The organism is Jannaschia faecimaris, assembly GCF_900107415.1.
Classification (GTDB): domain Bacteria; phylum Pseudomonadota; class Alphaproteobacteria; order Rhodobacterales; family Rhodobacteraceae; genus Jannaschia; species Jannaschia faecimaris.
Map to the genome: position 1 here is coordinate 14,428 of NZ_FNPX01000022.1, position 12,606 is coordinate 27,033.

12 protein-coding genes are annotated in these 12,606 nt (G+C 57.6%); 8 read left to right on the forward strand and 4 right to left on the reverse strand.

Annotated elements, in window-relative coordinates; translation table 11 throughout:
• Window positions 1-65 precede the first annotated feature (65 nt).
• From BLV27_RS17025 to BLV27_RS17050, 6 genes are all read left to right on the forward strand, one after another.
• Window positions 66-1,724, forward strand: a complete 1,659-nt coding sequence (locus tag BLV27_RS17025) for a Na/Pi cotransporter family protein (RefSeq protein ID WP_092647701.1) — start codon at window positions 66-68, stop codon at window positions 1,722-1,724.
• A 63-nt stretch (window positions 1,725-1,787) separates the two neighbouring features.
• Window positions 1,788-2,849 (forward strand): UDP-glucose--hexose-1-phosphate uridylyltransferase, encoded by a 1,062-nt coding sequence (locus BLV27_RS17030; protein ID WP_092647702.1) that lies wholly within the window; start codon window positions 1,788-1,790, stop codon window positions 2,847-2,849.
• 350 nt (window positions 2,850-3,199) lie between these two features.
• Window positions 3,200-4,180, forward strand: a complete 981-nt coding sequence (locus BLV27_RS17035) for a sialic acid TRAP transporter substrate-binding protein SiaP (protein WP_092647703.1) — start codon at window positions 3,200-3,202, stop codon at window positions 4,178-4,180.
• Between the two features lie 89 nt (window positions 4,181-4,269).
• Complete coding sequence (locus BLV27_RS17040; RefSeq protein ID WP_244504731.1) at window positions 4,270-4,809, forward strand: TRAP transporter small permease; 540 nt, start codon at window positions 4,270-4,272, stop codon at window positions 4,807-4,809.
• 10 nt (window positions 4,810-4,819) lie between these two features.
• On the forward strand, window positions 4,820-6,100 hold the full coding sequence (locus BLV27_RS17045; RefSeq protein ID WP_139176721.1) for a TRAP transporter large permease: 1,281 nt from the start codon (window positions 4,820-4,822) through the stop codon (window positions 6,098-6,100).
• A gap of 24 nt (window positions 6,101-6,124) precedes the next feature.
• On the forward strand, window positions 6,125-7,171 hold the full coding sequence (locus tag BLV27_RS17050; RefSeq protein WP_092647705.1) for an Ldh family oxidoreductase: 1,047 nt from the start codon (window positions 6,125-6,127) through the stop codon (window positions 7,169-7,171).
• A gap of 249 nt (window positions 7,172-7,420) precedes the next feature.
• Here the strand turns inward: BLV27_RS17050 and BLV27_RS17055 are convergent, their stop codons facing one another.
• Window positions 7,421-8,290: a LysR family transcriptional regulator gene (locus BLV27_RS17055; protein ID WP_092647706.1), complete on the reverse strand. Its 870-nt coding sequence runs from the start codon at window positions 8,288-8,290 to the stop codon at window positions 7,421-7,423.
• Between the two features lie 90 nt (window positions 8,291-8,380).
• Here BLV27_RS17055 and BLV27_RS17060 point away from each other — a divergent pair, with 90 nt between their 5' ends.
• The gene (locus BLV27_RS17060) at window positions 8,381-8,764 is read left to right on the forward strand and encodes a DUF1330 domain-containing protein (protein ID WP_092647707.1); all 384 of its coding nucleotides are present in this window, start codon (window positions 8,381-8,383) and stop codon (window positions 8,762-8,764) included.
• Between the two features lie 87 nt (window positions 8,765-8,851).
• Entirely contained in the window at window positions 8,852-9,319 is a 468-nt protein-coding gene (locus BLV27_RS17065) for an SRPBCC family protein (RefSeq protein ID WP_092647708.1), read from the forward strand.
• Window positions 9,320-9,468: 149 nt separating this feature from the next.
• On the opposite strand, the gene BLV27_RS17070 is transcribed toward BLV27_RS17065, so the two are convergent.
• From BLV27_RS17070 to BLV27_RS17080, 3 genes are all read right to left on the reverse strand, one after another.
• The gene (locus tag BLV27_RS17070) at window positions 9,469-10,110 is read right to left on the reverse strand and encodes a LysE family translocator (protein WP_092647709.1); all 642 of its coding nucleotides are present in this window, start codon (window positions 10,108-10,110) and stop codon (window positions 9,469-9,471) included.
• Window positions 10,111-10,113: 3 nt separating this feature from the next.
• Complete coding sequence (locus tag BLV27_RS17075; RefSeq protein ID WP_092647710.1) at window positions 10,114-11,148, reverse strand: isopenicillin N synthase family dioxygenase; 1,035 nt, start codon at window positions 11,146-11,148, stop codon at window positions 10,114-10,116.
• A 63-nt stretch (window positions 11,149-11,211) separates the two neighbouring features.
• Window positions 11,212-12,564 (reverse strand): ATP-binding protein, encoded by a 1,353-nt coding sequence (locus BLV27_RS17080; protein ID WP_092647711.1) that lies wholly within the window; start codon window positions 12,562-12,564, stop codon window positions 11,212-11,214.
• Between the last annotated feature and the right edge of the window lie 42 nt (window positions 12,565-12,606).

Sequence of the window (12,606 nt, forward strand, 5' to 3'; positions counted from 1 at the left end):
ATTTTGCGCGACCTGGGCGAGCGAGGCGCTGTGTCAGGATTTCGCCGCCGCACATTGAGGACTGAATGTTAGAAAACTCGCTCTACGTCCTGCTCAACCTGGCAAGTGCCGCGGCGCTGCTGATCTGGTCCGTCCGACTTGTGCGAACCGGATTCGAACGCGCGTTCGGGGGCCAGTTGCGCCATTGGCTGCGCTTGTCCACGTCCGGCCGCCTCAGCGCTGCGGGGTGCGGTGCCGGGGCGGCCATCCTGCTGCAAAGCTCGACTGCGGTGGCGGTTCTCATGGCGGGGTTCGTGTCGGCAGGCACGATCGGTGCCGTTGCAGGCCTTGCCATCCTGCTGGGGGCCGATCTTGGATCGGCTATCGTCACGCAGCTTTTGAATTCTTCGCTGTCGTTGGTTGCGCCGGTTCTGCTGTTGGGCGGTGTGGTGATTTTCCTGCGAAGCAGCAGTCGGCGACTGCGCCAGATCGGGCGCATCCTGATCGGGCTGGCACTTTTGTTCATGTCGCTGGACCTGATCCGCGCAGCAAGCCATCCACTGATCGAAAGCGCGCAGAGCCAGACAATCATCCTCTATCTCGCCGATGAAACGGCTGCGGCCTTCCTGGTGGCCGCGATCTTCGCATGGCTGGTGCATTCCAGCGTTGCTGCCGTCCTTCTGTTCGTGACGATGGCGGGGCAGGGGATCATGCCGGTCGAGGCGACTTTCGCGATGGTGCTTGGTGCCAACCTGGGCGGCTCCTTCATCGCCTTGGTGCTGACGCTTAAATCGAATGTCATGGTTCGGCGGGCGGTCACGGCCAATCTTGTATTGCGCGGGGGCGGTGCAGCAGGCCTTCTATACGTCCTTTCGGTCTTTCCGAACCTGTCATCCTTTCTGGGGTCGGAGCCGGCCCAGCAATCCTTGAACCTGCATCTTGCGTTCAACGGGCTGTTGCTGATCCTGTGTCTCCCGCTAATCGGACCAATTTTTCGCGTTGCCTCTTTCATTATTCGGGACAGTGAAACCGATACCGAGATCGGTGCGAAAAGCAGCGCCCTTGATCCTGCCGCTCTCTCGCAACCCAAGCGCGCGTTTTCCTGCGCGGTCAGGGAATTGGTGCATATCGGGGGGCGCGTGGAAGCCATGCACCGGAATGTTCTGCCGCTGTTTGAACACTTCGATGAAATGGCGGCGCGGACAATCCGGAGCGAAAACGAAGATGTTGCGCAGCGTTCGCTCAAGCTACGGATCTATCTGGCAAGCATTCGTGGCAAGAATGCCGAAGACGAGATCGGGACACGGGCCATCGAACTTGCCGGTATCGCGGCCAACCTGGAATCCGCAGCTGACATGATTTCCCGTAAGATGGTCATGCACGCCGAAACGATGAACCTCGAAAGCCTCAAGTTCTCGAAGGACGGCTGGGGGGATTTGACGATGTTCCATGACACCGTATACCGCAACGTTCAGCTGTCGATCTCGGTCCTGATGGCCGAAGATCCATCGCTGGCACGCTCCTTGGTCGAGCAGAAAGAGACCGTGCGCGAAATCGCGCAACGGCTTGAAAAACAGCACCTCTACCGACTGAAGCAGGGCCTTTCCGAGTCGATCGAGACAAGCAGCATTCACCTGGACCTGCTGCGGGCACTCAAGTCCGTGAATACGAACTTCGCCATGATCGCGTATCCCCTCCTGCGCGACAGCGGGGAGTTGCTTGGTAGCAGGTTGGCGGTGAACTGAGCGGTGCATTGAAATGGATGGAACCGACGACGGAAGACGACCGAAACAAAAGGGCCGCAGGACATGAACGACACCGCACTCGCGGATCAACCTCACCGCCGCTTCAACCCGCTGAAAGGTGAATGGGTTCTGGTATCGCCGCACCGCAGTAACAGGCCATGGCAGGGTCAGGCAGAAAGCCCGACATCCAAGGACAAGCCGGCGCATGATCCAAACTGCTACCTTTGCGCCGGCAACACGCGGGTGACGGGCGCGACGAACCCGGATTACGCGGGGCCATACGTGTTTCCCAACGATTATCCGGCTCTGCTTGTCGACACATCTTATGTCGATACGGGCAATGATGCCCTGTTCCGGGCCCAGACCGTGCGGGGCACTTCGCGCGTCATTTGTTTTTCGGAGCGCCATGATCTGACCCTGCCCGAACTGTCGGTGCCTGAAATTCGCCGCGTCGTCGATGTCTGGACTGCGCAGTTTGCCGAGCTTGGGAAAACATACGACTGGGTCGCCATCTTCGAGAACAAGGGGGCCGCGATGGGCTGTTCGAACCCCCATCCTCACGGGCAGGTATGGGCGTCGGATTTCCTGCCAAACGAAGTTCAAAAAGAGGATGCGTGCCAAGCCGCGTTCCTGGCCGAGACCGGCGAAAATCTACTCGTCGCCTATTCCCTACGTGAGGCGGACCTGAAAGAGCGGATCGTGGTCGAGAACAGTCACTGGATTGCCGTTGTTCCCTACTGGGCGACATGGCCTTTCGAGACGCTGCTGATGCCCAAACGGCATGTTCCGCAACTTACGGACCTGACGGGCGACGAACGCGATACCCTGGCCGACATCCTGAAGCGGCTCTGCACCCGCTACGACAACCTGTTTACGACCGAGTTTCCGTATTCGATGGGCTGGCACGGCGCGCCATCCAAAGGGGGGGAGAGGGCACATTGGCAGTTGCATGCGCATTTCTATCCGCCCCTACTCCGATCGGCGACAATCCGGAAGTTCATGGTTGGCTATGAGATGCTGGCCGAAGCGCAGCGCGATCTTACGGCAGAAAAAGCAGCTTCCATCCTGCGCGATCAATTGGAAAATCACTGGGCCTGTTCGCGGAATGGGCAGAGCGACCATTGACGCACTGAGGGCTGACTTGTTGGCGTTTGATTTGGGTTCCTGTCCATGGACAGTCGCTGTTTCTGCTGCCCGATCAATGAGCCGGGTGCCGGGCGTTCAGAGCTTTCCAAACTCAAGGTCCGCGGCCAGAAGGTCAGATCGTGATCGCTGGATGGCGTTCCGCGCATAGCAAACAGCTAAGACCCGTTCGCCAAGGGGTCTCCGGGAAACAGGGGGATTTCGCTGAAGGTATCATTTCTTGTTTGACAGCCTCGGCCTGGCCGCTTGCTTAACGTTAGGGAAGGCGTCAAGCTATCAGGTGATTGCGGGCACCTCGTTGGTCAAACCGCAACACCCAAGGGAGGAATAATATGAAAACCAGAAATATGTTTAAGCCCGTTATCTCGACCGCTGCCGTATTGGCGCTTTTGCCCGCCATGGCCGCGGCGGAAACCAAGCTGAAGTGGGCACATGTCTACGAGTCCAGCGAGCCGTACCATACCTGTGCGGTTGCCGCGAACGACCTGTTGATGGACGCGACGGAAGGTCGGTTCGGGATTGAGGTCTTCCCGGCCTCATCGCTCGGCAAGGAAGTTGATATCAACGAAGGCCTGGGCTTCGGCACGGTCGACATCATCTATACCGGGCAGCTGTTTGCCGGTCGATCGTACGGTCCCATCGCGATTGGCGGTGCACCCTTCATGTTCCGCGACTGGGACCATTGGGACAAGTTCCGCAATTCGGATTTGTTCAACGAGATGTCTCAGGGCTATACCGATGCGACGGGCAATCACATCACTGCGATGACGTATTATGGTGCGCGCCATGTCACGTCCAACAAGCCGATCCTGACGCCTGCCGATATGGACGGGCTGAAAATCCGTGTGCCGAACGCGCCGCTTTACATGATGTTCCCCGAGGCAACGGGGGCCAATCCCGCGCCCATCGCCTTCGCCGAGGTCTATCTGGCGCTGCAGCAAGGCACCGTGGACGCGCAGGAAAACCCCCTGCCCACGATCCAGGCCAAAAAGTTCTACGAGGTTCAGACCAACATCAACCTGACCGGCCATATCACCGATGCCTTGCTTACCATCGTTGGCGGCCCGGCGTGGGACGCGATGGACGCCGCCGACCAGGCGGCGCTGACCAAGGTGACCCAGGACACCGCTGTTTGCGCCACCGATGCGATCATCAAGGCCGAGGGTGAACTGGCCGAATGGTTCCGCGGAGAAGGCGTGCAGGTCAACGAGGTGGACCGCGCGCCGTTCATCGAGGCGGTAAAGGCCATGCACAACGGTGAGATGGCGACTTGGGATCAGGCGACGTACGATCGCCTGCAAGCCATCGAGTGAACCTGTCCGCAGGCGGGTTGCGATACCCGCCTGCCCCCCAATGATCCAAAGGATCCGCCATGAGCAGACCAGATTCGTCTGAACAGGACGTGACGGCACCGATCATTCTTGAAGAAGAAAAGATTGACCTGTCAGATCAGCGCTGGAGCGACGGCGTGGTTTTGGTCCTTTTTTGGGTCCTGGCTTTCGTCGTCTTTCTTCAGTTCTTCACGCGATACGTTCTCAACGACTCGATCGCGTGGACGGAAGAAATTGCGCGCTTCTTGTTGATCGGCGTCACCTTTATCGGCTCGATCATGGCGACCCGTAAGCAAAGCCACATCGCGGTCGAGTTTTTTTACCGTTGGATCCCTCGAGCGGGGCGACGGATTGCGCAAACGACGATTGACCTGCTGACCACTGGGTTCTTCATCATGCTGGCTGTGTTCAGCGGGCAAATTGCCGGTCGCACCAGGCAGATGATGGTCTCTCTCGATATACCGAAATCGACGATCTACTGGATCGTCACGGCGGCTTTCGTGTGCATGGCACTTTATTCGGCGTGGAACACCTGGTGCCATTTGCGCAGCGGCACCAGCAAATTGATTGACCCCGAACTGCACGCGGACCAGATCCGCGCGATCGACTAGGAGCCCTTAGGTGGACATTATTTGGCTTTTCGTAATGCTGGCCGCATTGTTGATCTGCGGCATGCCCGTTGCGGTCGCCCTGGCGGGGTCTTCTGCGATTTTCATCATTTTCAATGGCTCGCCCCCGCCCATGGTCGTGGCGCATCGGATGATCAACGGCGTTGACAGCTTTCCGTTGCTGGCGGTGCCGTTTTTCATCCTTGCCGGCAATCTGATGAACACAGCCGGTATCACTGAACGCATCTTCAACTTTGCCCTGGCGATGGTCGGCTGGATGAGAGGCGGACTTGGCCATGTGAATGTGGGGGCCTCGGTCATCTTCGCGGGCATGTCTGGCGCTGCGGTGGCGGATGCCGGCGGCCTTGGCGCAATCGAGATCAAGGCGATGCGAGACGCAAAGTACGACGCCAAATTCGCGGTCGGGATCACCGCTGCATCGTCGACCATCGGTCCGATCATCCCGCCCTCCCTGCCGATGGTGATCTACGGTGTCGTCGCGGGTGCCAGTATCGGACAGCTCTTTGTCGCCGGGTTCATTCCCGGTTTGATGATGGCGGCCTCGCTGATGCTGATGATTGCGATCATGGCCCGGCGGAAGGGCTTCGGACGCGATCAGACGTTTTATTGGTCCGTCCTGTGGTCGACGTTTCAGAGGGCGTTCTTGTCGCTTCTGACCCCGGTCATCATCGTCGGGGGCATTCTGTCGGGTGCCTTCACCCCGACCGAGGCGGCTGTGGCGGCCTGTGCCTGGGCGTTGTTCCTGGGGCTGGTTGTTTATCGCACGCTGACGTTGCCCCGGTTTTTGCGCGTCAGCTTTGACACGATCGAAACGACGGCCGTGGTTCTGCTGGTTGTCGGATCGGCCGCGATCTTTGCCTGGATCCTGACATCTAATCGCGTGCCCGAACAATTCGCTGCCGGATTACTTGCCATTTCCGACCGGCCTTGGGTCATCCTGCTGCTGATGAATCTAATCTTGCTGGCGGTCGGATGCTTCATGGAGACGGTGGCCGCGATCACCATCATGGTGCCTGTGCTGTTGCCGATTGCCGTGACCCTGGGAATCGACCCGGTACATTTTGGCGTGATCATGGTGCTGAACCTGATGCTGGGGCTTTTGACGCCACCGGTGGGCATGGTGCTTTATGTATTGGCGCGGGTTGCGAAAATCCCTTTCGAGGATTGCGTCGTCGGCACCGCGCCGTTCCTGATCCCGCTGGTGATCGTGTTGTTGCTGGTCACCTTCATTCCCGGCATCACGATGTGGCTGCCCACCCTGATTTACCGCTGAGCCCGATCTACAGTTAGGAACCCCATGACCTCACCCGTTCAGGCCGATGATCTGGCGCAATTCTGCCGCACCGTTTTGACCGGTGTCGGCGCAGATCACGAAACGGCCCGCGATTGCACCGCGTCCATGATGCACGGGTCAATTCACGGTGTGGACAGTCACGGCGTGCGCTTGCTGGGCCACTACGCCAAGGCGTTGCAAGGCGGGCGGCTGAACAAGGCTCCGAAGGTGGAGTTCACCCGCACCCGGGCCGGATCGGGCATGGTGAACGGCGACAATGCCCAAGGCGCGCGGGCCACCTATGCGGCGATGGATCATGCCTGTGATCTGGCGGCCGAGGCAGGTGTGGGGGCCGTGGGCATCACGAACTCATCGCATTTCGGGCCAGCCGGTGCCTATGCAATGCGTGCGGCCGAGCGGGGCATGCTGGCCCTTGTCACCTGCAACAGCGACAGTTTCGTCCGCCTGCATGACGGCGCGGAGCGATTTCACGGAACCAATCCGCTCTCCATCACCTGTCCCGCCCCAGGCAACCCATGGCTTTTGGACATGGCCACCAGCGCGGTGCCCTATAACCGGGTTGAGCTTTATCGCTCTACCGGCACGACCTTGCCGGAAGGCGTTGCCTCCGACAGCACGGGGGCCGACACGACAGACCCGCACGTGGCAGAGATGCTGGCCCCCTTGGGGGGCATGTTCGGGTTCAAGGGCGCGGGGCTGGGGGGCGTTGCCGAGGTGTTGTCGGCCGTGCTCACCGGCATGAAACTCTCGCCGGACATCGCCCCCATGGGCGGCCCAGACTTCAGCACGCCCCGGGGAATGGGCGCGTTCGTCATGGCCCTTGACCCTGCCGCGTTTGCCGGTGCCGAGGTCGTGCAGGCAGGGGTTACGCGATATCTGGAACTCCTGCGCGCCTCTCCCGCCCAGCCTGGCAGGGAGGTAATGGCACCGGGCGACCGCGAATGGGCCGTCGCCCAAGGCCGCCGCGAAAACGGAATAACGCTCGACCCGGTAACAGCAGCCAGCTTCGCGGAATTGGCGCACGCTCTCGGGATTGATCCAGTCGGTTAGGTGGCCCGCTTTAGATGCCGATGGTGTCGTTCTGATGAGGGTGGCATGGGTGAAATCGCTCAGTCAGGTGCGGGGGTACGGACTGGCGTTGCCCAGCCCCAATCGAGACGGCTGCGCCTTGGCCACGTGCCTTGATCTTCGCGTTCCAGCCTAAAACGAAGCAGTACTCACACAATTACTGCAAGGTGTTGCGCGGTCGTAAGCGCTGGAGGGCGTCAAAGCCCCCTCTGTTGATTGCGAAATATCCACCTAATCCTTGGCGTTCAAATTACCGAGCGCCTGGCCGATAAGGCCTGACAGGTCTTTCATGACGATCCGAATGCGATGCAGATTTCGCTGCTCGGGCAAACAGCTCATCGTCAGCCGGAAGGTATCCGGGCGGAGTCTACCGGGGCAGGGACTCAAACGCGGATCACAATGGCCTAGGAACTTTGGTAATATTCCAGAACCACCGCCTGCCAGGATCATATCGCGTGTGGCCAACACTCCATCGACGGCTGCGATCGCGGTCTCGCTTGGGGTTGCACCTTCCATCATACTTGAAATGTCGGTCTGACCCGGCAGGGCGAGGAAGGACTGGGCTGCGTCGGTCTGATCGGCGCGCCGATACAATTCAAATGTGACCGCCCCTAGATCAATACTCTGTAGTTTCTCGGGAGGCGCTCTCGCGATGCGCAGGAGGATATCTGCTTCGTACTTGTAGAGGTCGACAAACCTATCGGAAGTCGTGAGTTCAAGAAATACTTGGGGATGATCGTTGATGAACTGAACCAACTGATGAGAGAACCCTGCAAGGACGTGTTCGGATAGCGAAATCCGGACTTTTCCGTATCCAAAACGATGGTCGCCCTGGTCCGCATTCAGCTGGCTCAGCTCTTGCTCGGCCCGTTCGACAGAGGACATGATCTTGCGCCCGTCTTGCGACAGCTCGAGCTGTCCAGACTGCCGTTCGAACAGTTTCGTCCCAAACTGGGTCTCCAGTCGATCAAGTCTTCGCGCAACTGTTGTTCGGTCCACGCCAAGCTCCGCCGCTGCCGCCGAAAATGACCTTCCGCGCGATAACGCAAGCAAGAAGGGGGCATCGGCCCAAGGCAGATCCGGCCGTGCGTTTTTGCCCATATCCGTGCAAAACCTCGCATTGTTTGGCGTGACTGCATCATCTAGCTGACTTCTGAATGAATTGGAAAGACAAATCAGAAGGAACAGCAGATGGTATCTTTCATTACGAAAATTGCCGTGGCCGCAGTCGCCTTTGCGGTAACGGTCGCCCCTGCCGTTGCTGACCCTGTTTACATGATCGCTCAAGTCAAGATTGAAGACCAGGAGAGCTATTTCGACGATTATGGCACTGCAGTTTTTCCAATCGTCATGGGCACAGGTGCCAAGGTTCTTGTCGCGACCCCAACGGTCAAAAAGCTTGAGGGGGAGTGGGACGGCAATTGGACCGTCGTCATCGAATTCCCTTCTGAAAGCGCGGCCATGGATGACTGGTACAACTCCGCTGCTTACGAAAGTGTTCGCGAACTACGATTCGCGACGACGTCCCTCAATAATCTCGTCATTGCGCCAGGCTTCGTTCCCGTGGCCCAGTAGACGTCTGAATTTCGGAACGACAACATCTCTGCAGCGATGTCGTTGATCTGGAAAAATGTACGTTCAATCATCTGAAAGGAGAGCAATATGCCTCAGGTCGTCGTCAAAGAAATCGTGAACGCATCAGTGTCCCAAGTCTGGGCGTCATGGGATGATTTCGGAAATATCGAGCAGTTTAACCCAAACCTTAAACGGTCGTTTCTGATCGCGCAGAGCGCCAGCACTGGCCTCGGTGCAACCCGTCAGTGTGACCTGTCAGATGGAAAGAACTACATTCGGGAGCGGATAATTGAATATATCCCCGGAAAGAAGATGGTAGTGGACATCTACGATGGAACCATCCCACTCAAGTCAGCACGGGCCGAGATCGAATTGCGTGAGGCGGGCAGGGGAAAATCGGAAGTTATCTTCACGATGAATTTCGTTCCGAAAATGGGGCTTCTTGGCCTGATAATGGTGCCGCTCATGAAGCCTGAGTTCCGCAAGCAGATTGGCAAGCTTCTGGATGGAAACCGGGCGTTTGTGGAGCGCAACGGGGTTCCGTTCGCAGCGTAGGCCCAACACCCTGTTCCACTTTGTGCGCCCGTGGTCGAATTATGGCGAGGCATCACCGGGAAAGAGCCCCGAAACGATAAAGCGCCTTTCGGGGCACCGGCCAGCGCGTGTGCGGCAAGCGGTCGTGCAAGTAGGGCGGGCGTAATTCTTCAGATGAACCCCAGGTGCAAATTCGCGGCAATTGCAATGAGCGTCAGTCCCCCGAGCCAAGCGAGTGTTTCCCGGAGCTTTTGTTGATGATTGACAAACTTGGACAGCGTGCCGCCCAGCCACGCTACAACCAGATCGCATGGTATCGCGGTAAGCGGAACGAGAATTCCAAGTATGAGAAGTTGGGTTTGAACACTTCCATTCGCGCCGGAATCGATAAAGGGCGGCAGAAACAACGCGAAAAATAATACGGTCTTTGGATTCAGAAGTTCTACCCAAATGCCTTGCCAAATGATCGAGAAGAAAGACCTGTGGCGAACATGACCAGCACGAATAAGTGTGTGGGATTCTGCACCTGCCTCTTGGATCAGGCCTACGCCAAGCCAGACCAGATATAGAGAACCGAAGATCCGCCACACGGGGACCAGCCAGTCAAAGGCGCTGAAAGCTGCGGCCAGGCCCAAGGCTGTGGCGACGGCAAGTGCTATGCCGCCGAAGGCAAGCCCCAACGCAGACGCAAGGCCAGCGCTGCGGCTTTGGCCAACACTTCGAGACAGTATATAAAGCATCGATGGTCCGGGTAGTATACTTAACAGAAACCCGGCGAGAGCGACGGCAAGAAGAGTATCAAGTTCAGGCATTCTTTAGGGGCCAGTTTTTTTAATTCTGTTTTCAAATGGGTTTTGGGTTGGCGCACCAATCCCGGATGATGCTTTGGCTCGTAAGTACGGGAAATCCCGAACGAGCATTCGCTCCAGGTGATCGCCTGCCCTGAACGGGCTATAACGTGGTGCAGTGTCCGGCTCGACCAATTCGTCGAAGGGCCGGATGACAGTATCATGATTGGCAGCGACGAAATACGGCATCGAGTATCGCTCAGGGCTGAGATTCAGAACACGGTGGGGCGTTGACCGCAAAAATCCGTTGGACCAAGCTTCCAACATGTCGCCAATATTTACGACAAGAACGGCCGGGTCTGCGGGCACGTCTATCCAAACATCATCTTGACCCAGGACCTGCAAACCCGCGTTGCGCGTGTGCAACAAGGTAAGGCATTCATAATCCGTGTGTGCACCCATATTGACAGACTTGTGGTCGATGGTCTCGCTGCCTCGAACGTAATGCAACAGGCGCAATTGCGAGATAGGCTTGGTCATGTGCTGTGTCATCGCGCCCTGGCGAAGACCAAGGTACATTTCGAGAGCCGCGCATACCAGACGGCCAAGTTCGGCAACCTCGTTGTAATAGCTTGTCACGGTGCGACGGAATCCCGAAATTTTCGGCCAGACGTTGGGGCCGAGCATTCGGTTGCCAGCAAGATAGTCACTGTCATCCGCAGGAAGGTCGAGGCCTAGATCGAAAGCTTCGTAGCTTCTGTGAATCTCGTCGGCATAATCGCCCTTCTCCGTGAATGGCACATAGCCGCGATGATTTGAGCTGTTTGCGATGTAGTATTGCTGTTTGGTTGCTTCGGGCTGTCGAAAGAAGTCACGCGCTGCGTCATACGTGGCTTCGATAAGATCAGGATGGATGCCGTGGTCGCAAATCCTGAAGAAACCGAAGTCTCTTGCAGCCTGTCCAATCGCGTATGCGACTTTTCGCTTCCTGACCGGGTCAGCCGATCTGAGGTCTGCCGCGCTTATCAACGGAAGGGACGGCCTGGATTTGCTTTTGTACATCAGTATTGCCGAGGCTCTCTTTGCCGTTCAGATCTATCATCTCTCTGAGATAAACATAGTCAGTTAATTACCGACCAAGCCAGTCTCGTCGACCGTCGCGGGGAAATAGAGTTCAAATGTGGTGCCATGAGGGTTCTCGGTTTGCGCCACGACCGTCCCTTTCGACTGCTGCATGAACCCCATGACCATCGAAAGGCCCAAGCCGGTCCCTTCGCCAATAGGTTTCGTCGTATAGAACGGATCGTAGATGCGCGGCAGAACGTGCGATGCGATGCCGGTCCCTTCGTCGATCACGCGCAATCGAACGTATCGGCCCGGCGCGATCTCCTGCGACGGAGCTTTCGTGTCGCCGATGCCGTAGGTGACGTTGTCAGTCGTGATTCTAATGATTCCTCCGGAAGGCATGGCATCACGCGCATTCAAGATCAGGTTTCCCAACGCAACTTCCGCTGCGATCGGATCGACGCTTACGTCCCAGAGGTCTTGCGCCAACTCCAGGTTGATTTCGTTCGATAGTCTGTGCCCATTCCGATCTCTGGTCCGCGCGACCAGATCGTTCAGGGACAGGCGCTCAGGCACCAGATGCATTCGCTGCGAGAAGGCGAGCATGTCCTTGATGAGTTTGGCCCCTCGCGAGGCCGCGTCCTTGGCATCGCCAAAAAGTTCCTTCAGGACCGCTTCAGACTGCTCCTCCTCGGCAAGATCAAGGTTTCCGGAAATCACGGTTAGCAGGTTATTGAAACTATGCGCGAATCCGCCCGTCAGTCGCCCGATTGCTTCAAGTTTCCGGGCGTTTGCAAGTTCAGCTTCCAAGGACTTTCGATTATTCGTTTCCTGGGTGAGTTGAGCATGCGACTGGACAAGGTCGGTGTATCGCCGGTGTGATCGCTCACTCTCGGCCAAAAGCTCCAGCTTCGCACTTGTCATTGCCGCGACCGTAATCAGAACTTCGAGTTCTGCGGCTCCAAATGCCCCCGGTTCCGGGTGTTCGCTGTCTATTACCCCCACGATGCGATCATCGAAGATCAGCGGGACGCAAATCTCGGAGCGCGCGGGCTGCGTATCGGCGATGTAATTCTTATCCCGAAGAAGATCCTCAATGACGACCGCTTCACGCGTCTGCGCAACCTGGCCGGTTATGCCATGGCCGAAAGGGATTTGCAGAGGGTTCAGGATTGTACGCCCGTAGGGGTTTTTTTCGCCGAGAGCCGCGACTTGAGTAAGCATGGTCTGCTCGGGATTGGCCTGGTAAATGACGCAGTCGATGAATTTCAGCTGGCCCACGACGTTGCGAGCGACATACCAGAAAAGATCGTCAACATTCGGAATCGAAATCAGATCCACTGCGAATGCATTGAGCGTCCGAAGAGTGCTTGCCTCCTCGGGGGCAGCCGGCCTTAACGCTGATTGCATCATCGAACCTCTCCTTCCGGAGCGTTTATCTCATGGGGGCAGAAG